The following is a 24,186-nucleotide window of genomic DNA, read 5'->3' as shown; positions in this document are numbered from 1 at the left end:
GAGCAGAGCTAAATGGCGAACTTTGAAAGCAGGGCTGCCTAAACTGAAACCCTGCACCAACATTGATTATCCAAGGTGGAAGCCATGATCACTCAAGACAATCTAAGACGATTTGGTTTTACGCCAATTTAGCTGCACAACCGACCACAAAACAAGGCCCATGCCAGCAGCATGAAACACAGTAAAGTTTTCATCTAACAGAACAACCGCAAACACCGCGGTAATCGCTGGGCCAACATTACTGGTCAAACTCAGGTGAGAGGGAGTCAAACGTGCCATTGCTGCTGCAACAAAAAAAGAGGGGAGTACAGTACAAAACACCCCTATAATAATGCCAAGCACAATGAACTCTGTACTCATCGCTGTTACGTTTAGTGAACTCACCTGACTTTGTAATAAAATCATGCCCCCAGCACTCCCCATACCTAAACACGTAAATAACTGGCTCCCCATGTTGCTGATCAGTGACTTACTCAGAATTAAATACACGGCAAATATAAAAGCAGAGCCTGCCGCTAATACACTTCCTAGCCAAACATCGTTACCTAAATAACTCAAATCATGAGCAACAATAAGCGCAATTCCTACATAACCAAATAATACAGAGACAAACGTGCCTTTGGCTGGTCGTTGCTTTAGGGCTATCCAGCTGATCAACACCACAAAAGTGGGGAATAGAAAAATAACCAACCTTTCTAGCTGAGCACTGATGTATTCCAAAGACAAAATATCGAGGTAAGACGCGATGTAATACCCTAAAACCCCAACACATGCCGCTTGCCAGCCGTGCTTTTTCACCTGCTCACGAGGCTGAGCATCACGACATAGCCACATTAGCATCACCAAATAAAACGGAAGTGAAAAAGCAGCACGAATAGCCATAATCGAGAGTGCATCACCACCATATTGATATGAAAATTTAATCAAAACAGGCTTAATGGAAAACAGCACAGTGGCAATTAACGCAAAGGTAACACCTGCTTTTATATCTTGTGTGGGGTGTTGTATCATAAAGTCACTCACAATCTGGTGGGAAAAGTAGACTGTAAGTGAAGGCAAGATTCTTATGGCTGCGAGTCACTCACAGCCAGATAATTACTATCGGCCGAGAGGCAATAAGGTGAGGAGGAGGAGCAGTCCAAATAAACCGATAGTTGTGTTCATAGGTAATCATCCTTAATTTGAATAAATTTTAAGCTAACGCCTTTCCTATTTAAATTCAAGAGAAAAATTGACCAAAGTAGTCTTTTATTAATTGAAATTATTTTTAATCTTCCTGTTGCTTTTATTTTAATAAATAGGTATTTCTTTAATAAAGTCACAACAGAGGATATGAGTAATGGAAGTTATTATTCGTCACGCAGAGAAAAAAGATATTAAAGGTATTCAAGAACTATACTGTGGTGAAAGTGCATATACAGGTACTCTGCAACTTCCATTCCCATCACTCGCTATGTGGGAAAAACGCCTCTCAGACGTTCCTGACGATGTTTATGTATTTATTGCTGAAATAGACGGAAAAGTTGTTGGTAATTTAGGCTTCGAAATTGCAAAAAACGCAAGAAGGAAGCACGTTGCGAGCTTTGGTATGGCCGTTCATGATAACCACCAAAATCAAGGTATTGGCAGTAAGCTTCTTGAAAAAGCCATGGATCTTGCAGACAACTGGCTAAACTTAAAAAGAATTGAATTAACTGTGTATACGGATAACGCCTCTGCCATTGCAATGTATAAAAAGCACGGTTTTGAAATAGAAGGAGAAGCCAAACAGTTTGCATTCCGAAATGGGGAGTATGTGGATACCTATTATATGGCCAGAATAAAAAACTAATCTTCATCTAGTCAATTAAAAATAAAGCAAATAATAACCCGTGAATATCTCTAATCATTTAATCCATTTGTTTATGATTTTTTGATATTCACCACTCTCTTTTAATATTTTTAATTCTCTATCAAACTTATCTGCAATGTATTTTATTCCTGGGTATTTAGAAGCTTTAGAAAAAGGCATTGGATAAGATTTAGAAAATAAAACAGAATCATAATAGGTAATAGAGTCTTGTAAATTCATCTGTTTAATGGTGTATAAGCCCACCGTTTTATCAGCAGGATAAACATCAATACGGCCTTGCACCGACAGTAGCTTCATGTTCATTTTCAGACTGGAAGACGCATAGAGTTGAGAATGCAGCGGAATTAAAGAGGAATCCCCTTGAAAATACGTAGAACCGTCTTGATATGGAAATGCCTGCCAGAAATTACTATGGTAAGAGTTACCTTGTATAATTCCTACCTTTAAATTTTTTTCTAAAATGGTTGAGTACCCTTCAAAGGCCGGTAACACCTGCTTTTTATGAGTAAAAAATACAAACTCACTGGCCCACATACTTTGCTCGGGATACCACAAATACGGCTCTCTGCTGTCTTTTCGGCTAGTTGATAACACGGCATCTGCTTGACCTGTTTTCACCATGTACCACGCTCGCTTCCAAGGTAGAATATGGAACTCGACAGGGATGCCTATTTTATCAAAAATATGAGAAGCAATATCGATATCAATGCCCACCACCTTATCATTTTCAATAAATTCAAAAGGGGGAAACTCTTCACCCACAACAATTAAAGCTCTATCTACATCCACGGCATAAACAGGTGAAGAAAGAACAAGATAACCGCAAAGAAATAAAGTCAACCGCCCAATTCCTTTCATACTCACTCCTTAAATCTCCCCATTAATCTTAATTGTAGTTAGCTTTAACAATAGCCAAATATAAAACTGAGCGCACAATAAATAAATCAACAATCTATCGGATAGCAACGTTCCTAAATCCATCCCATCTATTTTCTATCGTCTTACTTTTTAACCCGCTCAACGCTACCTACTAGAGCAGCCCAAAAATACTTGGATCCCCCCTCTCAGTTTCTAATTCTTCTTTACTTTTCACTACCAAAATTCGTTACGCTTCCCCCATTTTCATCGGCCCTGCAAGAACCATAAGGATGCCCCATGACTTTAACAAGATTATCTCTTGCATTAACTATCGCACTAACCACAGCTAGCGCCTCAAGCTTTGCTGAAGACACTACAAAAACACAAGAAAAAAAAGAACAGACCTTAGTTGAATTACTGGCTGACAAAAAGGAAAGTAAAGGGCTGCTGAATTTTTACCAAGATAAAAAAACAGGCGAAACCCTCATGCTGCTCAACAACAATCAGCTTGATGTACCTATGTTGTATTTTGCTCACACTGTGGATGGCGTAACGGATGCAGGCCACTTTCGTGGAAAGTACCGTGAAACAAAAATTATCGAGTTTCGCCGCCACTTTGATCGCATTGATATCATAACAAAAACCCCGCGCTACAAATTTGATCAAGAGAACCCAATCAGCAAGGCCAGCGATGCCAACATCAGTGAAGCTGTACTTGCTAGCATCAAAATCGAAAAAGAAGAACAAGGCCAAATCGCATTAAAAGTCGATAAATTATTTTTAAGCGAGTCTCTCCATAAAATCTCACCATGGTCGAATCCAGATAAAGAAAAAGACAAATACCGCTTCGAGTTAGGAAAGCTAGACGATAAAAAGTCTCGTATTTTAAACAAACGCACTTACGATGATAATGTCGATGTCGTTGTCGATTATGTCTTTAGCAACACGAATCCCAAAGTCTATGGCTCCCATGCCGTGTCTGATCCACGGGCAGTTTCTCTAAAAATTCAGCACTCGTTTGTCAAACTTCCAGACAATAACTTTCAACCTCGCCTCGATGACGCTCGCATTGGCTATTTCACTGAACAATATAACGACATGACCTCCAGTGACTGGGCACCTTATCAAGATGTAATCAATCGCTGGAACCTAGAGAAAAAAGACCCTAATGCTGCATTGTCAGAACCTGTTAAACCCATCGTATGGTGGATAGAGAACACGACACCACATGAATGGCGTAACACCATTAAAGAAGCGGTACTTAGCTGGAATATTGCCTTTGAAAAAGCAGGCTTTAAAAACGCGTTGCAAGTGAAAGTACAACCTGATGACGCCACTTGGGATGCCGGTGACATTAACTACAACGTGTTACGCTGGACTTCTTCCCCTCGCCCACCTTTTGGTGGCTATGGCCCTTCTCTCGCTAACCCGCTTACAGGTGAAATCCTTGGTGCAGACATCATGCTTGAGTTTGTCTTCATGAAGAATCGCTGGATCCACAATCAGCTCTTTAGCCAAGGTGCCAGCTCGTTAGAAAGTATGCCTATAGACTCCTCTCATGAGCACAGTCTTTCTTGCAGCGCAGGTCATGAATTACAGCATGGCTTAATGTTCGCCAAAGGCCTAACTGCCGATGACGACCTTAAAACCAAAGCCATTTTGGAAGAAGGGCTGCGCATGTTGATTTTGCATGAGGTTGGCCATACATTGGGCCTAAACCACAACATGAAAGCCTCCATTTTATGGGATGAAAAAGAAATCCATAATAAAGCGCTAACCCAAGGTGTACTGACAGGCTCTGTCATGGACTACACTCCTGCCAATGTGGCCCCTTTGAACACCGCCCAAGGGGATTACTTCCAAACAAAACCTGGGCCATACGATATTTGGGCCATTGAGTATGGCTATTCCCCTGCCCTTGATGATACAGCGCAAGAACAACAACGATTAAACGATATCTTATCTCGCTCTTCTGACAAAGGTCATGCATTTGGCAATGATGCCGATGACATGCGCCAAGCAGGACGACACATAGATCCAAGAGTCATGATCAGCGATATGTCTTCAAACCCAATAGCCTACGCCACAGACCGAATGGCACTGATCAATAATAAACTCAAAACATTGAAGCTAAATGCCTTACAAAAAGGTGAGTCACACCATTCATTACTCATTTCAGCTAATGTGTTATACGGACAATATCGCCGACAAGCTGAGGTAATTTCTCGTCACATTGGCGGTGTATATGTAGAACGTGATGTCGTTGGTGGCAGTACTTCCCAGCCTTACACACCAGTACCGCTAGCAAAACAAAAAGAAGCCATGAGTGCATTAACAAACTATGTATTTGCACCAGATACACTAGCAGCAATGCAGCCTTTATATACTCACATGCAGCATCAACGTCGCAGCTTTAATCACTATGGCCGTAACGAAGATCCAAAAGCGCATAAGATGCTCCTGAACATGCAGAAGTCGGTATTAGACCATTTATTACACCAGAATGTGTTACAGCGACTGTCAGACACCGCCTTATATGGCAATGAATACTCACTCAACACATTCATGAATGATCTGAGCGCTGGAATTTTTACTGACAAGCAACCAGAAACGTCCATCAGCCAAAACCTACAAATTGAATACGTTCAGCGCTTAATTAAGATGTTAGGTACTGAAGGAAGCTCCGACTACCATCACTTGGCTAAATCTTCTGCAACGTATCAGCTTCAAAAAATTAGAGCGAAAAATCGCCTCATGCAAGATACCATCGAGAGTAAAGCTCACCAAGCCTATTTAGAGTTAATGATAAAAAAGGCGCTTGAAGCTTAATCAACCTAGATTCACTATAAAAAAGCCGGATCTCTTATTGGAATTCCGGCTTTATCGTATATGCCCCATAGCCAACTCATTAAGCCTCTTCCATTTCCTTATCAGACCACACCGCATACTCATTCCCATTTGGGTCCGAGAAATGAAAACGCCGCCCACCGGGAAATGAAAAAACCTCTCGCACTATCGTGCCACCCGCCTGCATTATTTTGGCTTGTGTTTGCTCCAGATTTCCACTGTACAGCACCACCAGCGCACTCCCATTATGGGTAGAGGTACTCTGATCGGATTTAAAAAAACCACCATCAATACCCTGTTTAGAAAAACACGTATATTCTGGGCCATAATCCACAAACTCCCACCCAAAGGCTTGGCTAAAAAAGGCTTTTGTTACTTCTAAGTCTTTTGCTGGAAACTCAACATAACTGATTTTTTCCGTGTTATTCATAATAAATCCCTCCATTAAATAAAAACCATTACTAAATAAAAGCTATTGCCACTAAGTGTATACCAAGCTCTTAATCAGCCTGAATTTAGAATAAGAAAGTCTATATTCAATAGAAAGCTTTACATCGCAAGGTTCCATAATGCATATCTGCTCTGATCTATTGCAAACGCTGCACGTTTCACAACTTAATGTCACCATTACAAAAAAAGAAGTAAATGAGGTCATTCACAAACTAAAAATGAAACACCAATGCAAAACTGACGGCGAATTAATGGCTCAGTTAGGGTTATCGAACGCATTGGAGTTGTATGAAGTCATACAAAGGAATATGGAGAACTCCATTACTCACCTAGTGAAACTATCAATGAAAGAACAGCTGTTTGAACAACTCATCGAGCTATTTCACGATAATAAAGAGCGCTCCAATAAAGCAATAGTGTTAGAAAATGCCATTACTCATTTTTTACAACAATACCCTATCGAATTAGATCGCCTTCGCGTGCAAGAAGAGCTAGAAAAAACAGCACACACATCAGATACCATGATTGCGGCTAAAACGGCCGTCACTGACATTGAAAGCTATCAGAAGATTTGTGCAAAAGTGATGGAAAAGCAAATACTCGAAAAGCTTATGGCGCATGCATCTGTTACTCAACAAGAGCTGAGTTTCACGCAATTACATAATAAAAACATAAACCAAATACCTATTATTACCATCAACACCGAGAACAAATGTGGCTATTGCAGTGCCAAACATTGCTGTAATTACATTACCCAGAAAATCCCTGAACCTGAAACACAAAAAGATTTCGACCACCTCCTTTGGCAAGTTTCTCACCACAACATCAGTGTGTTCGAAGATGCCACTGGCTGGTATTTAATGATAGAAACACCGTGCGAGCATTTAACCCACCAAGGCAAGTGCAACATTTACCAACATCGCCCTCAAGTATGCCGCGATTATAAAAACACCTTTTGTGAATTTGATTACGCCAACGACACGAGCCATTTCATCCACTTCTTTGTCGACTACGATTCCTTTTTAGCTTATTACAACAATGTCGCCCACAAAAAAGCCGCTTTAAGGTAACCCTCAAAGCGGCTGATATCTATTTAAACAGTAAGGTCTACATTAGTAGCTAATTTGATAGTTTAGAGTGTACGTACGGCCACGGCCTTTAAAATCAAATTCAGGTGTTTCACCATAAAACATTTGAGCTCTTTGACCCCATAGCGTTGTATAGTCTTCATCCAGAAGATTTTGAACTCCAAAACCTAAACTACCGACTGGCAATTCATAACTGCCTTGCAGGCCTAAAATAGTATATCCATCTAGCTTCTCTTGCTCACCGTCTTCATAATCAAACATCGTTTGACTTGTTAATTTAGCGGACAAGTCAGAATCACTCCACCCAATCCATGCATTAGCCTTAGAAGTACTGGCAGATTTTGCTTGTATATCTTCCCAGTTCCCTTTTTGCTTAATTTTTGAAACTACATAGTGGCCAGACATACCTACTTCGATATTATCATTCACCCAATAAGAGACTAGGCCTTCTGCACCGTAGACTCGTGTTTCATCATCTACCGCCGCAATCAATAACGTTTTCCTATCATACTTAATGGAATTATTTGATTGTGTATAATACGCAGCACCTTGGAAGCTTAATGAGTCTAAGTCGGTTCTATATCCCACTTCAAAGCTATCTGTTTTAATGCCTTCCATTTTGGAATCATCAACATTAATACTCTGGTTTAGATTCCAATGTCCATTTGCATCAGGAGCTGAATCATAGGTACCTTGGCCATAGTATTTAGCTGGGTCAGCTAAATCAAATCCTTGTGAGAAATTAGCCCACACTTGGGATTCAGCTGACAAATGGTAAATCGTACCAATATTAAATAAATGAACCTTGTAATCTGTTTCACCACCAGGAACAGCATCTGCACTCGTGCCGTTACCTTTCACAATTTGTTTCTGTTGCGTATAGCCAACAAAGTCCTCTATTTTATTATTTAGATACTGGTAACGATATCCCCCCTGAATAGACCAATCTTCGCTAATTTGATAATCCCCTTGGATAAAACCTGCCAAGGAACCGACTTTCACCCCAGGGTATCGACCTGAATAAGTATAAATTTTATTAACCAACCCGCCGTTTGACTGAGCATAATAAGCTTGGTTACTTTCATAGTTATCAATATAACCGTCGATCCCATATACTAAGCTTAATTCCCCAAAGTCCTTTGAAAGAGCCAGCTTAGCTGAGAATACATCTGTCTCATGTTGTGATGAAGACGTTAAATCATCCCTTGCGCTGTAATATGGGCTGAAAGTATGATCTTCTTTACGATAAGATAGTTCAGCGATGGCTTGATGATTTAAGAAATCGCTGTCACTGTACGTTACACTGAGCATCGCACGCTCGGTTCCTTGTTGACGATCAGATTCGAAACCTTCACGAAAATCTACGTACCCACCACTAGCATCACGGTAAACACCATAAGGTGAATCTTGCTGACTATCATAATATTGGAGAAGGACATTTAACGATTGAGTCTCCGATACATTAACCCCAATGGTAGTGACAGCATCTAAAGTTGTATTATATTGCAGCGACCCTTGTGATGTATCTGGCACGACCATGTCGCCATTACCATCATAAAGGGCTTTAGTTTCAGTATAAACAACCGCCGCGCGCGCTTGAACTTTATCGTTTCCACCTGCAATAGACTGGCCTAACTTATAATCAAGGTCTTCACTACCGTTCAAACCAGACGTGCTACCAACATAACTTTCAAACTGAAGCTCATCACTTTCAGCTTTTTTAGTCACAATATTGATCACACCACCAACAGCACCACCACCATAAAGAGAATTGGCACCAGACAGAACTTCAATGCGATCAATATTAAATGGATCAATCGCTTCTAACTGGCGGCTTATCTGGCGAGAAGATTGCAGTGAAACCCCATCAATCATCACCAACATTTTTCTGCCACGCAGATTTTGGCCGTAGTTTGAACGAGAGCCACTGCTGACATCTAACGATGGAATAGTTGCAGCTAGAATTTCACCCAGTGTTTTACCAGCACGATATTCTTGTTCAATCTGCTCTGAGTCCACGTACCAAACCGTACCAGGGATATCACTGATCGCTTTTGGTGTGCGGCTAGACACAACCACCATTTTTTCTTGAGCTGAAGTGTACTCTTCTGCTTGGGCTGCAATAGATACAAAAGATGTTGCCGACGTTACCGCCATAGCAACTAATGTGAGCGGGAAAATCCCTTTTTTGGCCTTCATTTTATTTCTCTTATTACATCATGTAGTTACGAAACTTATTAAGAATGACAATAATACTCATTTGCCACTCTAATTCTATTAATATTTCTTTTTATTTATAGTTTCGTAACTCAATAACTCTTAAAAAGTGTAACTATCCGTTACTCAATTAATGCCTTGGCTGTTAAGCTTCTGTCAGCTCTTTCACCGTGCTCTCTGATATCCAATCAATCATCCCTTTGTCAGATTGAATGTCATAGATATCATTTCCTGCTAGGCGGTTAATAATTCTTGCGCTCCGCCATGCCATCAAACTCAATTGTGGCTCAGCAATACCGTGGCTATGCATACCAGCGTTAACCGCAAAAATCTTATTATTCTGGCTACCTTCCCACTGTAGTTCAAAGTCAGGCGTCAGCTGGTAACGATCTTGATCATCGAGATCTAACATCGGAAGAATAGAGTTCAAACATGATGGGTATGGTGATTTAAAGCCCGTCGCCATAATCACAATATCTGCCTGATGTTGCTCAACTTGCTGGCTAAGAGCATTACTTGCGCTTAGTTCAAAACCAGATTCTGTCTGCTTTAGTTGATCCATAGAGCGATGTGGAAGTAAACGAACCCACTTATCTTCTTTCATTACATCAAAGCGATGGTAAAGCTCACGGTAAATATCCAGTAGTGCTAATTGCGTGACACCATCCGAAGTTAGCTTTTGCGCTGCGACTTCAGACTCTTTCACACTTGGGCTTAGGTTTAAGAAGGTATCGACATAATCAGGCGTAAAGAATTCATTGGTAAATGACGCTTCATCCAGTGGCTGGAAGTTAGATCGACGTGATAACCAATCTAATGAGGCCACTTTACCCCATTTGCCACGCAGTACATTCAGGAAGATATCCGCACCACTCTGACCACCACCGACGATCATGACACGCTTACCAGTAAAGTCGCGATCACGTAGACCCATTTCCGCAGCATGGAACACTTTATCGCTAATATGACGTGTCGCGCATTCAGGAATGAATGGCACTTTACCTGTGCCAATACACAGATTCTTAGCTTCGTACATACCTTGGTTAGTATGTAATTCAAACGCTTTACCGTTGTACTCTACGTGTTCAACCTTAGTGGAAAACTGCACATTATTCAGCTGATGCGCAACCCATGCTAAGTAATCTGAAAACTCATGACGACTGATGCAGCTTAATTCAGCCGATAAAAAGCGATAAAACTTCTTATTTTTGACTAGGTATGACAAGAAAGAATATGGGCTTTCAGGTGCAACACCACTCACCAAATCTTTTAAGAACATAGTTTGCATATTGGTGCTATCAAGCAATAGTCCAGGGTGCCATGCAAAAGAATCTCGTCCTTCAAAGAACTTAGATTGAATCTGTGAATGTGGTGCTAAAAGTGAAGCAACACTTAAGTTAAACGGGCCAACCCCAACCCCAGCCAAGTCCAATACTGCCTTGTTTGTATTTTTATTTTCCATTTTAATTAATCCCTATTGATTTAAAGCTTTATGTAGTGGGTTATCCAACATGTCATCCATGTCTGGTAGCATACGAGATGCACTAGAATCTGTGCTGTGTCTAAACTTCGCTAAGTTCAAACCAATACGTAAAATACGTGGTTTAAACAGATCTAAGCGCTCAAAACGCTCCTGATATTCAGGGTGAGCAGCCATGTAATGCTGAATACGCAATGCCAATAATTCATAGAACTGTACTTCTGGCAGACCTAATTTCTCAACCAACGGAGAAATGAATCTCAGCACAGTCACAAAGTGCCCTGTTTGCAGATCATGAATGATCAACTCTTCTGGCAACTTCACCGTCACGTCTTTCACAAGATCCGCTAGAGACGCTTGCTCAGGAAGAGCACGATCGACCAAGCGCATATCACCTTGAAAATCTTTTAGTAAAATTCGCTTCGGTACTGAATCTTCTAAGACCACAGTGACATTCTGTCCATGGGCAATGAGAGACACCCCGTATTTACACAACAAGTGATAGAACGGGATCACTACCGCATCAAACAGACGATTTAGCCACTCTTTCAGATCTAAGCCAGATGCCTGAACATACTCGGCTATTAATGGGTTGCCCGCTGAGTCAGATTCCATTAACGCCGCCATTAAAATAGCGGTTTCATTATCCTCTAATTTGCAGTAAGCCGATTCTCGCCAAATCACACCTAATAGCTCATGATAACGATAAGGGGCATCGGTTAATTCTTGATAATCCGCTTGCGCCACAAAAGCCGCTGCGGGTTCTTGAAGTACCTCAGCCTGCTTAGAGATCAGTAATGGATCCGATTTAAAAACAGAATCAATCCAATCTGATGCCGTTGGACCCGCCAAAATATAACGCCCAGGAATACCGCGGTAACATGAGGTATTCATAATGGTCAATGGCAGTTTAATGTCATAATTATCTGGGCGAGTCACGTTACTCAATGTGCGGATCGAAAGCTGTGGTAAGAACTTGTCACCAAATTCACCAAGGTAGACCAGTGTTTGCTCGGACAACTCACGCACAAATAGCAGCGATAGTTTCTGATCCCATTGCCACGGGTGCACCGGAACCACAGTATAATCACTAATGTCCACATTAAATGAAGCCAGTACACTTTCCATTTTGTGTAATTCAGCCTCATCAACCGCCGATGAAATCAGCTGCTGCCAATCCACCTGATCATTCGTAGACTTTTGAATAATGGAATTATGAACAGCAACCCAAGCCAGTTGGAACGCACGCTCAGATTCAGGTGCATAAAGCTTTAAATCTTCACTGCTCCAGCCACGACGACCTTTGTTAAAAGCAAATTTAGGGTGACCATCAAACAAACTCTGCTGATGCTCACAAGACAAGAATGCAAGATCTTGTGCTGTCATGTTCGCTTTACGTAACGCCAGCTTACAGTCACCCAGCAATGTGGCATTCAAATCTTCAAAGTGCTCAGCCAATGCATCATCACTGATACCAATTTGCTCTTGAATATCACGCATGAACTGCGTAGCCAGCAGCGGCTTATCTTCTGAGTCTGTAATACGAGACAAAGAATCGGGGTCAATTACAATTTGCCCCCAAATATTTTCTTTACCCGTAAACTCATAACGAACACCCGTTTCTAACGTTAACGAAAAGCCAGAGCCTGACTCTTTAATTCGAAACGCTTGCTCGTAAGCCAACTCACTGATCAGTTTGGCGACCATTTTGCGATTCACCGCTGGCCAATAAGTATGTAATGCTATTTGATCCATCACCACTGCTCCGTAAAGAATGGCGCTCTTTCTAGCATTACTAATGCTGAACGCTTATGAGGGAAATTAAATTCAAAACGCTTCTGATAACCCACTTCTTGAATACGATTAAACAGGCGCTCGTTATCTGATCGTGGCTCTAATACAATGCGCTGCGTTCTGACATCATCGATGAACAAATAATGGCTGATAGCTCGCATCCAACAGTTAAAGAAAGCCGGGCCACGGAAGTCTGGTTCACCAACTAAAAGGTGAATACCACGATCGTAGTCTTGTACGTCGTAATACGGGCTTAATCTGTCTTCACTGACCCAATAAGCTTCAATATAACCAAAAGGCTGACCATTAAATTCACCAATCAACGGAATAATATGATCATCGTTTAATCGCTCTTGAGCAAACTCAGCCAGCTTTTCTTTACTCCACGCTTGTTCCCAAAAATGCGCGACACGAGGGTCATTCATCCAACGAGTAAAGCGATCCATATCCTTTTCAAGGTCGAATACACGGAAACTTACTTCAACCTCGGCGTCATGATCATATCGCTGATATACCACACCTTGTGGCATTGATGGACGCAATGGATGATGACGATATTGATTCATCGACTGTACTTGTTGAAGCGGAAATGCCGATGAAACTTTATGTAAATGCCACGGCTGCGGTTGCTGGTAAAACGCTTGGCGAGACAACACACTTTGCTGAAACAGAGGAAGGTAGCCAGCAAGGTGAGCCAGAACCGCGGATGAATCTGATGTCAACGTTACTGTTTCGATGGCTTTGTTATGACTAAAAACATGATCAATTTCTTGTTGAAGCTGCTCGACCGTCGCAGAATTATGAATGTCCTGCTCTGACAGCGTGATCGCCAACGTGGCTTCAGGCTCTAAATTGAACACAAAAGTGTTATAACTAAACATTGATAGCGTCCTTTGCATGAATCAATGGATTTGGTAAATCAAAATAAATCACTGCCGGATCTGGGATGGAGTTTTCATTGAAGTTTTGAAGGTAACAGTAGAAATTTCCTTTGCAGCACAGCGCGTCACTTTCTAGAACGTAATCGAGACATTTAGAATCACGAACACCTTGTTCTTTTAACTCTGCAAGTTGCTGATGCAAAATCGTCACAAGTGACTTTTCATCCACATCGCAATTAGCAGCAATAGAACCAATCACATTAAACGTAGAGTTAATGATCAGATAATACGCAAAATAACGACGAACTTTATCTTGATCCCAGTAGTTTTCAATGTCTTGCTTCGTATCATTTAAAGACTCAGCAAAGCGCTCAAAAGCCAGATCCGTATACCCTGTTCCCTGACAGTCGCGGTAATACATACCCACCGGGAAACCCTGATCCATTTGAATAACAATGTTCTGTTGATGGGCAAGGAACACCACACCAAAGTTAGCTTGCAGATTAAATAATGGGACAACGGCATGCTGACTGTATGCGCTAAACCATTTCAATGCCGCTTCTTTGATTGTGAGTTTTTTGTCTTGTGCGAATTGTTTGATGCGCGCCGCAACTAGGCTTTCACCACCGTATGGGTTTTGCTGGGTTAAAGTAGCCAGTACCACCGCTTCTTCTTCCGGCTTGTCGCTCAAAGGGTTGTCTCTGAAGGCAACCAAACTTTCGTCAATCACGTTACCTTGCTTATCAACTAAACCAACATAAGCTGGCTCTTGCATCAGTTGGAAGCCTTGTTTGTCGCCCAGCACCTCACTGATCTCAGTATCATGGAAAAGCTGATTTAAGCGAGTGCCTCGAATCACTTCTTTTAGTGATAAGTTACGAATTGAGTTGGTTAGCTTCACACTGAGTGAAAATTTCAACATGTAAGGCAAAGAAGGGGCGTACAGAGAACGCGTGGATGAAGTTGGATACCAGTTCGTACCTAATACACCAAGATCGCGCACTTGGCCTTGTGCTACGTAATCTTTAACATCTTCATTCTGTTGAAATACGCCCCACTGCCATGGGTGCACTGGCAATAACACTTCATTTTCTGTTAACTGAGATTCAAGTGCTTGCGCTAAGGCGGAATCATGTTGCACTAACTCATTTAGGCGCTGAGCTAAACTCTTTTCACCCGAAGAACCAAACACAGTTACCGACTTATCAACCGCTAACCAACGCAGAGCAAATTTACCACCAAACTCAGGGGAATAAGTCTTGGCATCTTCGTAGCTAAACTGCTCACGGCTCTTAGGCGCAGGGTGGAAAGAATGACCAATTAATAAACCTTGCTCCGCATGCTGGAAATTTAAAGCTTGATCAAATAGCTTCTCTGCGTAAGGGCTTTCACCCACCGCCATGTAAGTATTGCGGTAACTTTCTTTTACTCGCGTTGCGAAAATGTCTTTTTGTTCTTCAGAAATCAAACCAACCAGGGCTTGTTCATTTAGAATAAATTCAAGTACTTGCTCAAAGCTTATCGTTTGCGCTTTTTCACCATAAAAAATCGCTGGGAATTGGTACTCATGTAAACCAACCGAAGAGACATAACGTAAAGGGATTCTGATTTCACGCTGTTCTGAAAGTGGGATCAAGTAATACGCTTCGTAAGCATCTTCAATAATCTGGACTGTTGAACACTCTCTCGCCAAGGAGTTTAAAAAACAAGCAGCAGGAACATCGTTACCGTTACGTGTCATGCTAAGTGGATCTTGGTTGTTATTCATAACATTCTCATTGTTTGCAACAAAGGAGCGCGAATGCTAATAACTATCATTTGTATGTTCAACCAATTTCTAACAAAAATTTACAAGTATCTACAAAATTTATTTCATATATCAAATAGGCATAAAAAAAGCTGATTAATCAACCAGCCTTAACAATTTAACTACATTTTAAATAACAGTTATTTACTTTCTCATTAAGTATAAAAAGTAAGCTCCTCCGATGAGTGAGGCTAGCAACCCGGCTGGAAATTGCCAAGGATACCAAAATGTACGACCAATCCAGTCTGCTAATACCATTAGTACACCACCTAATAAACTTGCAGTAAGCAGCTGATGCGAAGCTCGGTACTGATTCAATGAGCGAGCCATATGCGGAGCCAATAAACCAATAAAGCTCAATGGCCCAATAACAATGGTACACAACGTAGTGAGTGCAGCCACTAGTACTAACAAAAGCAAGCGTGTCTGACGGCAATCTACTCCGACACTGCTTGCCGATGTTTCACCTAGCCCAATCAAATCCAACCAACGATGTCCAGCTAGCGCGATGCCACCTAAGACAGCCACGCCTACGATCAGTAAATACACATCATGGATTGCAACTAAGTAAGTCGAACCAGATAGCCAAGTCAGCAAAGCTCTGACGTTATCTTGCCCCGACGACATGGCAATACGAAGCAGTGCATCTAGCCCTGCGCTCAGCGCAATACCTGTTAGCAGCATCTGAGTCGGTGCAAAGTTTTGCTTTCTTCCCATCAACCAAATAATGGCCGTCACGCCAAGAGCACCTAAAGTGCCGAGTAACATTTGCTCATGCCTTTCTACAGCAAAGCCAAACATGGCCCCAGTAACCAAAGCCAATGCCGCCCCTGAACTGATCCCTAAAATCTCTGGGCTGGCCATTGGGTTGGTAGACACTCGCTGGATCATGGTACCTGCAATCGCCAAACCGATTCCGGCAAGTAAGGAGACTAAAACTCTTGGGAAACGAAGTTCTAAAATCGATGGGGATAAAGAAACAGCCCAACCCGCTTGCCCTTTGCCAATCACCAACGCGGTAATCAATGACACCACCATTAGGCTGATTAACAAGCTCAATACCATTGTTAAACTTCTTGAACGATAATGAGCTCGCACTTCATCTCTGGCTTTCAGATCTGACTGCAACACTTTACGGTTGAGTAACCACAATAAGAAAGGAGCACCAAGTAGCGCGGTCATGGCTCCCGTCGGTAATAACTCCCCACCAACGCCAGAGAATGGTTGAATCACTAAATCGGCCAGCAACAACATTGACGATCCCACGACTCCGCTGACAATGATTTGCTGCTTCAGCTTTCTTGCCCCCATCATACGGGCAATAGCAGGCGCCACAATACCAACAAATCCGATTAAGCCCACTTCACTGACCACTGCCGCTGTAATCGAAATAGCTAAGACTAAGCACAGTATTTTGATCTGCTTTACATTAACACCAACAGATGACGCGACCCCATCCCCCAGCTGTAATGCTGATAAAGGCCGTTCTAATAACAGTAACAAAATAACTGGCACAATAATCAAGGGGAGCAATGTCGTTACACTCGACCAATCGTTCTGGTTTAGTGTACCAGCCCCCCACACAAACACGCTGGTGAGCTTCTGCTCATGCAGCAACAACAACATGGTGTTTAGCGACCCAAAGAAAAGGCTGATCACCATACCTGCCAGTACCATGTGAACCGGAGAAAACCCTCGCTTTGCCGACAATACAAAAACAAGGGCAGTGGCAAGACAACCGCCTAGAAAAGCAGGAATAAAACCACCCACAGCAAGACCTGCTGGCAATAAAAGAATGCCTAACACCATGCCAAGCTCTGCACCAGCTGCCACCCCTAATGTGGTTGGTGAGGCTATCGGGTTGCGTAATACAAACTGCATGACACAACCTGAAACGGCAAGTGCAAAACCACACAATAACGCCACCGTTAATCGAGGCAAATAAGTGAGGTTAACAATCAAGTGCTGGTAGTTACTGGCATCATAGTGAAATAGCGTATTCCACAGTAAGCTCAACCCTTGTGAGTATGGAACGGTGTAATGGATTAAACTGAATACCGCTCCCACTAAAAGAAACACGCCGATCACACGGATCGGCATTGCTTTATTCGGCTCAGTTTTTAATAGATGAAGTGTGCTCATTAGTTATTAATTAATTGCTCTGTTATATGATCACTAAAACGCTGCGCCGCCACTAACCCACCAAATGTCCAGATGGCTGGCAACTCGTACACCGATTCTGTACGCGAAAACGCCATTGCCTGCCACAATGGTGACTCTGTTAATTGTTTTCTTTCATTCTCTTTTAAAGGCCCGAACACCATGAGGTTTGTTTTTTGGTGCTCTGCGAGCTTTTCGATTCCTGCTGTTGTAAAGCCCCATAAATTGGTTTTCTCATGCCACGAGTTTGACAGCCCCATTCCTTTAATTGTGGCTTGAGCTAAAGATCCCTCACTATGGATCCTTAATGTCTTGTCATTAATAAACCGAATAAATAGCAAAGGTTTGGTGTCTGGTTTCACCGTGCGAATTTTATCGCCATTAGCGGCCAAACGCTGCTCTGTCTGCTCTATAACCTGTTTTGCTTCCGCTTCTTTCCCAAATAACTTGCCCAATTCCAACGTAATGTGTTTTGCCGAAGCTAATGGCGCTTTGTCTTCACTATAAACAGTAAACACCAGCGTTGGAGCAATCGCACTCAACTGCTGATACGCTGGGGCCATGTGTTTACTGATTAAAATCACATCCGGCTTTAATTCTGTTAACAATTCTAAATTCGGCTCTCGACGTGAACCAACATTGGCTACCGAATCTTTTAACGCAGGTTCACTCACCCAAGCTTTATACCCTTCAACATCAGCGACCCCTTGAGGGCTAACGCCTAAACTCAGTACGGTTTCCGTTAAGACCCAATCTAATGCCACCACGTTTTTAGGTGTCTGTTCAAAATTAGCCTTTCCAAGCTCGTGTTTCAGCTCTAAGGCTTGCGTGGAAAATGCACATAATGCGATAAGTAAGGCAAATATCTTATCCATGAATTTTATCCTTTCGATTCAATAATAAACTTGAGGGAATAATGAGTTAAGGGATATAACTGATCGACTGGCCAGTCTGAGGGTGAGTAAATAAGGCTAACTCCATACCATAAATTTGTTGTAAGACATCAGGTGTCATTAACTCTTGTGGTGTGCCCTGAGCAATCACCTTACCTGAATGCAATGCAATGAGCTGATCGCTAAATTTAGCAGCCATATTAATATCATGCAGCACCATGATCACCGTTAAACCCAAGGTTTGGTTCAGCTCACGGATCAACGCCAGTAATTCATATTGATGAGCAACATCCAGTGCCGACGTAGGCTCATCCAGTAAAATACACTTACTCTGCTGCGCCAATAACATGGCAACCCAAGCTCTTTGGCGCTCACCGCCGGATAACGTTGCGACAAAACGCTCTGCAAATGGCGTCAAACCGACTTTTTCAATCGCATCATCCACGAGTTGGTAATCTTCATGACTATAACGCCCAAATGCCCCTTTCCATGGGTAACGACCAAAACACACAAGTTCGCGCACAGTCACACCATCGGTGATTGGTGGGTGCTGTGGCAAATACGCAACATTCAACGCAAAGTCTTGACTAGAAAATTGATGAATGGCTTTTCCATCAAAAAGTACTTGTCCATTCGCAGGGTTATTTTGACGACTTAACAATTTAATCAGTGTTGATTTACCGCAACCATTGTGGCCCAGCAAAGTCGTCACCTTCCCACTTTCAAACGATAAATTCGTATTATGAAGGATAGGTTTTCCATCGATTTCAAACGATGCATCGACCAATTGATACATAGGGTTACATCTATTTTTTCAGCTGAAATAATGCACAGAACCTTACCATATTAGAATGTTAATGATAATGGTTTTCACACTCAGTGTTTGTTAGTAGAATGCCCGCACCTAAACGCTCTTACACAGGATAAAAGAACCACCATGCCAAGGAAATCTGAGCGAAAACAAATACAATTAATCGTTATTGGTTTGATCGCCGCCCTCATGGGAATAGGACAAAATGGTTTACTCGTTTCACTCCCTTTTCTCGTCGAACACTCTGCATTTTCACTTCCCACTTGGTCCATCGTCATCGCTATTGGCAGCTTCCTCTTCTTACCCGCGGCACCATTTTGGGGCAGATACAGTGACAAAAATGGCCCTAAGAGTGTGGTAATACAAGCACTGAGTGGCATGAGCATCAGCTTTTTACTTCTCTTTCTCTTCACTTCACTCAGCGGCACTTACTCAGACTCTGCACTATACTGGCTCATTGGTTTAGTTATCGCGCGAATCATTTACGGCTGCACCGTAGCAGGCATGGTGCCAGCTAGCCAACACTGGGCAATTCTGCTCTGTGGGGAAGAAAATCGCCTCAAAGCCATTACTTCGGTAAGCTTAGGGCTAAGTACTGGACGCCTTGTTGGACCGATATTATCCATTGTATTACTAAAACTCGATCCTTTTGCCCCACTCACCATCATGGTTTTATTTCCAGCCATCGCTTTATTTGCGGCTATCTGGCTACCCAACCCACAGAGTGAGCCTAAGCCAGAAAAAAATATTAAGCAGCCTGCACCGTGGCTCCCACACACGGCATTATTACCTTATTTAATGACAGGCTTAATGTTATGTACGGTTATTGCTTTACTTCAATACAGCTTTTCACCATTAATCGGCAGTATCACTGAATGGCCTACAGATAAAATCAGTGACGCCATTGGTATTTTACTGACCATCAGCGCAGCCATGACACTCATTACTCAAATAATGGTCATTAAAAAGAAAAAGTTGGATATTAGCTCGATGTACCGCTTAGGTGCATTTTGTTTACTTACAGGCTTTGTTTTGTTCTTAAGTACCGAAATATGGGTATTTGCAATTGCCATGGCAATCAGTGCGAGTGGCGCAGCACTTTTGGTTCCAGCTTACACATCTAAAGCCACACAAACCGATTCTGACAACCCTGGTGCAGTAGCTGGCTATATTTCGATGTCTCATACTCTAGGCTATGGCTTAGCGTCACTCCTAGCCTCAACAGCCACGCTCTCAGCAATTTATCCGGTCTGGATCTGTATTGGATTATCTGCATGCGTGGTGGGTGTTGCTCTACTTAAACTAAAAAGCACCACACCAAAAGAAGCTCCCCAAAACTAAACACATACTATGGCCACCATAATCGATATGGTGGCCATAGTGCTTTCATCTCTTACTTAACAATCAACCATTACGATGATGCAAAAAATAATGGTGGGCACAGTCTAACGTTTATTCTCTGGGTTACGTGGGCACGTTGTACACCACTTCCTACCCTCACACTTATACACTAAGCAACAACTTGTACGTATCAATCTCAGTTTATCGGTTTCAATATCAACCTGAAGACTTGAAAGCAGCTTCACAGGCAAATTGCATGCATCAAACCATTGCTTCGCTTGATCCTGAAGGTATTCATTCGACAGCTTCGGCATAAAAGTCTGTAGTTTAACAATACAACCTAAAATACTGTCAGCCAATAAATGCTTAGTAAACCCCGGGCGAATACGGGTCCAATCATTCATCTCAGCACGATAAAACTCAAACAGCTCTTGTAACTGCAAGCCTGCTAGTTGAATTAACTCAGCGGCCGAACCACGATGATGTTGAGCGCTCTCAAACTGAAAACCAGAAATAAAATCTGGGTGAGTGTATTGCCCCATCCTTTTGATATCGGGCAACCCTTTACAGGCATAAATGGACACAAACGACACATAAACTGGCTGCCAACAAAGTAAATCCCATGTACGAGTTAACCAATACGCAGAGCCCGATTCTGGAGTATTTTGCGCCAACTGATCGTACAGCTTCTGAATATGCGAAGAACATTTGTGATCGATATGAATTACCCCCTGCTCGGTAGCATCATCGGGAATGCTTCCTACGCGACCATCAAGATAAGGAGTAACTTGCTTAGAATAATCAAATAATTGCTCAATGAAAGGATCGTGCATCATGAATGAAGTAGAAAAATCAACAACGTAAGATGACTGTCAGAATAAGATTAATACAAAATAAATGCAATTAATTATCATTTGAATAATAAAAAAGCTGATCCATGTTGGATCAGCTTCTTTAATTTTGCTTTCTAGCTATAGAACCACTTCCTCTGATTCCATTTTTCGCAGTTGAGTTAAGTATTTAATCCACCCCTTAGCCTCTTGAGACGGCTTAAGGTCTTCTGCTCGCTTTGCCTGAATCAGCGCACTTTCTAGGTTATTAAGCTTATAAAACACCCTCGTTTTTACTAACGAGACTGCTGATTTTTTATCTTTAGCTTTCACTTTATCAAGAGAAATAAGAGCTTGTTTATAATGCCCTTCCTGAACTAAAAGCTGAGCAAGGTTCCAATGGTACTTTTCTTTAAAACTGGTCGCTAAACGCCATACTTCAATCGCTTTATCCCATTCCTTTGCCATTTGCCAATAAGTGGCCTGCTCTACCAGTAACTTCACATCCGATTGCGACTTTTCCAATTCACTAATTTGTAAGGCTGCACGCTCTGGAATTCCACGCTGCGCATAAAGCTGAGCCAATAAACGTAAATCTTGCTGACTTAGCTCCACACCTTGCAATTTAGCCAACGCTAAAGAACTTAACGCCGCTTTATTGCGATTTAATCGAATCTGAAGACCTACTAGTTGTCGCCACCAATTGACTTTATTCGGTTGTAATACAATCAGCCTTTCTAATGTCGGAACGGCACTCTTCCAACGTTTAAGCTGCATCTGAGCCCCAAGTTTTAAAGACAATGGCGGCACCGTATCAACCTGATGGAAACGGTCGTATTGCTGTAAAGCACTTAATACTTTCTCCCACTCCGCAATTTGATAGTGGCTTTGTGCGATACGCAGCCAAAGCTCATCTTCTTTTTTCTCTTTAGGCAGTGACTTTACAAGCTGATAGTAATGAGGCAGCGCTTTCGAAAACTGCTGATCATTCAGTAATAAATCAGCCAGCATACGCCTTGTTACCCACGCTTGCTCATCTTGTAATAGACCACTATCGACTGCGTAGTCTAGTTGCTGGATGGCAGACTGAATTTTATCCGCTTGCCAATAAAACACCCCCAACATACGCGCTACAAAAGCCTTGTCATAAGCACGAGAGCTGTCTAAGTCTTTCAGCACAGCAATGGCTTCAGCAACTTTTTCCTCTTGGGCTAGCTGCTGCGCCTTTTGTACTTTATTTGCGGTGTATTTACTCAATTCAGCGGCTTGAACAGAAAGAGCAAAACATAACATTGATAACGCAATTAACACTGGTTTCATCATTTTGCTAACTCAAACTCCACTTTCACGGTTTGACCGACTTGTGCGATGGCTTTGCCATTCACTACTTTCGGCTGGTATTTCCATTTCTTCAGAGCTCTGATTGCTTCACGTTCGAACACCCTTTTCGGTGTTGCACTCACAATCGAAATATCAACAGGACGCCCCGTAGGATCAATCGTAAATGACAAGACCACTTCCCCTTCTAAGCCACGTTTCTTAGCTTTAGAAGGGTAGCGAGGCTCAACACGATATAAAGGCATTACCTCTTGGTTAGAAGTAAAATCAGCAAAGGTTGGGGCACTGATGGCGAGCCCTTCAATGGCCGTATCTAACCCTAATGATGGTAAAGAGGTCATTGGGGTAAGCGCTGTCATTTGTGTTTGAGCGCGGGACATTTTGGCTTCCGGCGGTGGCTCTGGCGCTTTAGGTTGCTCAGGCACACTGCGCTGTCGACGGCGAACTTCTTGTTCATTTTCCACCATCACCATATTAAAGCTCAATGCCTCACTGGCTTCGGAGGAACGATGGTGGCCTTTATCCACCATCCAAGCCATAAAGCTAAACAAACTTAACGCAATGGCAGCAGCCAATGGAATAGCTAGTATGACTCGCCCCATCAGCGCTTCTCCGCAGCCAACGCAATATTTTTCACACCAGCCCCTTTCGCAGCATCCATCACTTTAACAACGGTGCCGTTATAAGCATGCTCATCGGCTTGAATCACCAAAGAGGCATCTGGCTTATCAAGTAGCAGGTGCTCTAATGTGGCCTCTACACGCTCTACGTCCACCATACGCTTATCAATGTAAATATCATTAGAGGAGGTGATCGCAACAAAGATCCCCGCGTCTTTTTGACTCACCACATTGGAAGCTTGTGGACGGTTTACCTCAACCCCAGATTCTCTGACAAATGAGCTCGTCACAATAAAGAAAATCAGCATGATAAAAACAATATCAAGCATAGAGGTGAGATCGATTTGCGCTTCCTCATTTTGACTTTGACGTCGACCGAGTCTCATCGCTGACTCCTTAATGATTTTTCTAATTTCAATTCAAGTAATTTGCACGCTTTTGCTAAACGAGCGTGTACAAACATGCCAGCTAAAGCAGCAACCATTCCCGCCATTGTGGGTAAGGTGGCCAATGAGATACCTGAAGCCATGAGCTTAGGGTTACTACTGCCTTGATTAGCCATCACATCAAACACAGAAATCATACCAGTCACAGTTCCTAATAAACCCAACATAGGGCAAATGGCCACTAACACTTTAATAAAGTTAAGGTTTTGATTAAGGGCGAGATGAGCTTGACCAAGCCAGCTTTCACGAATGGCCAAAGCGTACCAAGAAGAATGATCTTTTCTTTGCTGCCACTGCTCCACCCAAACTTTGCGTTGTTTAGGAAAAGAGAACATCAAATACAGAATACGCTCTACAATCAATAACCAACACACAGCAACGACAGCGGCAAGCCACCAGAGCACTTGTCCACCTTGCTCCATAAACTGTTGTAGCGATAGCAACCAGTTATGCAGCAATGGCGAATTGTCCCC

20 protein-coding genes are annotated in these 24,186 nt (G+C 42.4%); 4 read left to right on the top strand and 16 right to left on the bottom strand.

From position 1 onward, the window contains the following. Nucleotides 1-102: 102 nt before the first annotated feature. Nucleotides 103-1,011, bottom strand: coding sequence for a DMT family transporter (locus MHO82_RS14100; protein ID WP_239184591.1), 909 nt, complete (start codon nt 1,009-1,011; stop codon nt 103-105). A 328-nt stretch (nt 1,012-1,339) separates the two neighbouring features. Here MHO82_RS14100 and MHO82_RS14095 point away from each other — a divergent pair, with 328 nt between their 5' ends. Next, the gene (locus MHO82_RS14095; protein ID WP_239184590.1) at nt 1,340-1,831 is read left to right on the top strand and encodes a GNAT family N-acetyltransferase; all 492 of its coding nucleotides are present in this window, start codon (nt 1,340-1,342) and stop codon (nt 1,829-1,831) included. 54 nt (nt 1,832-1,885) lie between these two features. Here the strand turns inward: MHO82_RS14095 and MHO82_RS14090 are convergent, their stop codons facing one another. Then, on the bottom strand, nt 1,886-2,710 hold the full coding sequence (locus MHO82_RS14090) for a transporter substrate-binding domain-containing protein (protein ID WP_239184589.1): 825 nt from the start codon (nt 2,708-2,710) through the stop codon (nt 1,886-1,888). A gap of 297 nt (nt 2,711-3,007) precedes the next feature. Between MHO82_RS14090 and MHO82_RS14085 the strand changes: the two genes are divergently transcribed. Next, nucleotides 3,008-5,539, top strand: a complete 2,532-nt coding sequence (locus MHO82_RS14085; RefSeq protein ID WP_239184588.1) for a zinc-dependent metalloprotease — start codon at nt 3,008-3,010, stop codon at nt 5,537-5,539. A gap of 79 nt (nt 5,540-5,618) precedes the next feature. Here MHO82_RS14085 and MHO82_RS14080 read toward each other — a convergent pair whose 3' ends face one another. Continuing rightward, on the bottom strand, nt 5,619-5,987 hold the full coding sequence (locus MHO82_RS14080) for a VOC family protein (RefSeq protein ID WP_239184587.1): 369 nt from the start codon (nt 5,985-5,987) through the stop codon (nt 5,619-5,621). Between the two features lie 139 nt (nt 5,988-6,126). On the opposite strand from MHO82_RS14080, the gene MHO82_RS14075 reads away from it, so the two are divergent. Then, on the top strand, nt 6,127-7,077 hold the full coding sequence (locus MHO82_RS14075) for a YkgJ family cysteine cluster protein (protein WP_239184586.1): 951 nt from the start codon (nt 6,127-6,129) through the stop codon (nt 7,075-7,077). Nucleotides 7,078-7,119: 42 nt separating this feature from the next. Here the strand turns inward: MHO82_RS14075 and MHO82_RS14070 are convergent, their stop codons facing one another. The 8 genes from MHO82_RS14070 to MHO82_RS14035 form a co-directional block, all read right to left on the bottom strand. Then, the gene (locus MHO82_RS14070; RefSeq protein WP_239184585.1) at nt 7,120-9,294 is read right to left on the bottom strand and encodes a TonB-dependent receptor; all 2,175 of its coding nucleotides are present in this window, start codon (nt 9,292-9,294) and stop codon (nt 7,120-7,122) included. Nucleotides 9,295-9,457: 163 nt separating this feature from the next. Beyond that, nucleotides 9,458-10,774: a SidA/IucD/PvdA family monooxygenase gene (locus MHO82_RS14065; RefSeq protein ID WP_239184584.1), complete on the bottom strand. Its 1,317-nt coding sequence runs from the start codon at nt 10,772-10,774 to the stop codon at nt 9,458-9,460. Between the two features lie 12 nt (nt 10,775-10,786). Continuing rightward, a complete protein-coding gene (locus MHO82_RS14060; RefSeq protein ID WP_239184583.1) occupies nt 10,787-12,547 on the bottom strand; it encodes an IucA/IucC family siderophore biosynthesis protein in 1,761 nt (586 codons plus the stop codon). Next, nucleotides 12,547-13,467, bottom strand: a complete 921-nt coding sequence (locus tag MHO82_RS14055; protein ID WP_239184582.1) for a GNAT family N-acetyltransferase — start codon at nt 13,465-13,467, stop codon at nt 12,547-12,549. Before MHO82_RS14055 ends, MHO82_RS14060 begins: the two co-directional genes overlap by 1 nt. Beyond that, a complete protein-coding gene (locus MHO82_RS14050) occupies nt 13,460-15,235 on the bottom strand; it encodes an IucA/IucC family protein (protein ID WP_239184581.1) in 1,776 nt (591 codons plus the stop codon). Before MHO82_RS14050 ends, MHO82_RS14055 begins: the two co-directional genes overlap by 8 nt. Nucleotides 15,236-15,418: 183 nt before the next feature. Continuing rightward, entirely contained in the window at nt 15,419-17,374 is a 1,956-nt protein-coding gene (gene fhuB, locus MHO82_RS14045; RefSeq protein WP_239184613.1) for a Fe(3+)-hydroxamate ABC transporter permease FhuB, read from the bottom strand. 41 nt (nt 17,375-17,415) lie between these two features. After that, nucleotides 17,416-18,309, bottom strand: coding sequence for an ABC transporter substrate-binding protein (locus MHO82_RS14040; RefSeq protein WP_239184580.1), 894 nt, complete (start codon nt 18,307-18,309; stop codon nt 17,416-17,418). Between the two features lie 46 nt (nt 18,310-18,355). After that, a complete protein-coding gene (locus tag MHO82_RS14035; RefSeq protein ID WP_239184579.1) occupies nt 18,356-19,123 on the bottom strand; it encodes an ATP-binding cassette domain-containing protein in 768 nt (255 codons plus the stop codon). 141 nt (nt 19,124-19,264) lie between these two features. On the opposite strand from MHO82_RS14035, the gene MHO82_RS14030 reads away from it, so the two are divergent. Continuing rightward, on the top strand, nt 19,265-20,479 hold the full coding sequence (locus MHO82_RS14030; protein WP_239184578.1) for an MFS transporter: 1,215 nt from the start codon (nt 19,265-19,267) through the stop codon (nt 20,477-20,479). A 104-nt stretch (nt 20,480-20,583) separates the two neighbouring features. On the opposite strand, the gene MHO82_RS14025 is transcribed toward MHO82_RS14030, so the two are convergent. From MHO82_RS14025 to MHO82_RS14005, 5 genes are all read right to left on the bottom strand, one after another. Then, nucleotides 20,584-21,315, bottom strand: coding sequence for a siderophore ferric iron reductase (locus tag MHO82_RS14025; protein ID WP_239184577.1), 732 nt, complete (start codon nt 21,313-21,315; stop codon nt 20,584-20,586). A gap of 135 nt (nt 21,316-21,450) precedes the next feature. Next, the gene (locus MHO82_RS14020) at nt 21,451-22,632 is read right to left on the bottom strand and encodes a hypothetical protein (RefSeq protein ID WP_239184576.1); all 1,182 of its coding nucleotides are present in this window, start codon (nt 22,630-22,632) and stop codon (nt 21,451-21,453) included. Continuing rightward, entirely contained in the window at nt 22,629-23,249 is a 621-nt protein-coding gene (locus MHO82_RS14015) for an energy transducer TonB (protein ID WP_239184575.1), read from the bottom strand. Before MHO82_RS14015 ends, MHO82_RS14020 begins: the two co-directional genes overlap by 4 nt. Continuing rightward, nucleotides 23,249-23,653, bottom strand: a complete 405-nt coding sequence (locus MHO82_RS14010) for a biopolymer transporter ExbD (RefSeq protein ID WP_239184574.1) — start codon at nt 23,651-23,653, stop codon at nt 23,249-23,251. Before MHO82_RS14010 ends, MHO82_RS14015 begins: the two co-directional genes overlap by 1 nt. Then, nucleotides 23,650-24,135, bottom strand: a complete 486-nt coding sequence (locus tag MHO82_RS14005; RefSeq protein ID WP_239184612.1) for a MotA/TolQ/ExbB proton channel family protein — start codon at nt 24,133-24,135, stop codon at nt 23,650-23,652. Before MHO82_RS14005 ends, MHO82_RS14010 begins: the two co-directional genes overlap by 4 nt. Nucleotides 24,136-24,186: the final 51 nt, after the last annotated feature.

The organism is Vibrio sp. Of7-15, assembly GCF_022347565.1.
Lineage (GTDB): Bacteria > Pseudomonadota > Gammaproteobacteria > Enterobacterales > Vibrionaceae > NORP241.
This window is presented reverse-complemented; position numbering and strand designations above follow the sequence as displayed.

What these genes read in the sequence shown, in the direction of transcription:
- MHO82_RS14020 (WP_239184576.1), bottom strand. Translation starts at nt 22,632, where the DNA reads ATGATGAAACCAGTGTTAATTGCGTTATCAATGTTATGTTTTGCTCTT.
- MHO82_RS14100 (WP_239184591.1), bottom strand. Translation starts at nt 1,011, where the DNA reads ATGATACAACACCCCACACAAGATATAAAAGCAGGTGTTACCTTTGCG.
- MHO82_RS14035 (WP_239184579.1), bottom strand. Translation starts at nt 19,123, where the DNA reads ATGTATCAATTGGTCGATGCATCGTTTGAAATCGATGGAAAACCTATC.
- MHO82_RS14055 (WP_239184582.1), bottom strand. Translation starts at nt 13,467, where the DNA reads ATGTTTAGTTATAACACTTTTGTGTTCAATTTAGAGCCTGAAGCCACG.
- MHO82_RS14065 (WP_239184584.1), bottom strand. Translation starts at nt 10,774, where the DNA reads ATGGAAAATAAAAATACAAACAAGGCAGTATTGGACTTGGCTGGGGTT.
- MHO82_RS14080 (WP_239184587.1), bottom strand. Translation starts at nt 5,987, where the DNA reads ATGAATAACACGGAAAAAATCAGTTATGTTGAGTTTCCAGCAAAAGAC.
- MHO82_RS14070 (WP_239184585.1), bottom strand. Translation starts at nt 9,294, where the DNA reads ATGAAGGCCAAAAAAGGGATTTTCCCGCTCACATTAGTTGCTATGGCG.
- MHO82_RS14050 (WP_239184581.1), bottom strand. Translation starts at nt 15,235, where the DNA reads ATGAATAACAACCAAGATCCACTTAGCATGACACGTAACGGTAACGAT.
- MHO82_RS14030 (WP_239184578.1), top strand. Translation starts at nt 19,265, where the DNA reads ATGCCAAGGAAATCTGAGCGAAAACAAATACAATTAATCGTTATTGGT.
- fhuB (WP_239184613.1), bottom strand. Translation starts at nt 17,374, where the DNA reads ATGCCGATCCGTGTGATCGGCGTGTTTCTTTTAGTGGGAGCGGTATTC.
- MHO82_RS14025 (WP_239184577.1), bottom strand. Translation starts at nt 21,315, where the DNA reads ATGATGCACGATCCTTTCATTGAGCAATTATTTGATTATTCTAAGCAA.
- MHO82_RS14015 (WP_239184575.1), bottom strand. Translation starts at nt 23,249, where the DNA reads ATGGGGCGAGTCATACTAGCTATTCCATTGGCTGCTGCCATTGCGTTA.
- MHO82_RS14060 (WP_239184583.1), bottom strand. Translation starts at nt 12,547, where the DNA reads ATGGATCAAATAGCATTACATACTTATTGGCCAGCGGTGAATCGCAAA.
- MHO82_RS14095 (WP_239184590.1), top strand. Translation starts at nt 1,340, where the DNA reads ATGGAAGTTATTATTCGTCACGCAGAGAAAAAAGATATTAAAGGTATT.
- MHO82_RS14010 (WP_239184574.1), bottom strand. Translation starts at nt 23,653, where the DNA reads ATGAGACTCGGTCGACGTCAAAGTCAAAATGAGGAAGCGCAAATCGAT.
- MHO82_RS14005 (WP_239184612.1), bottom strand. Translation starts at nt 24,135, where the DNA reads ATGGAGCAAGGTGGACAAGTGCTCTGGTGGCTTGCCGCTGTCGTTGCT.
- MHO82_RS14040 (WP_239184580.1), bottom strand. Translation starts at nt 18,309, where the DNA reads ATGGATAAGATATTTGCCTTACTTATCGCATTATGTGCATTTTCCACG.
- MHO82_RS14090 (WP_239184589.1), bottom strand. Translation starts at nt 2,710, where the DNA reads ATGAAAGGAATTGGGCGGTTGACTTTATTTCTTTGCGGTTATCTTGTT.
- MHO82_RS14075 (WP_239184586.1), top strand. Translation starts at nt 6,127, where the DNA reads ATGCATATCTGCTCTGATCTATTGCAAACGCTGCACGTTTCACAACTT.
- MHO82_RS14085 (WP_239184588.1), top strand. Translation starts at nt 3,008, where the DNA reads ATGACTTTAACAAGATTATCTCTTGCATTAACTATCGCACTAACCACA.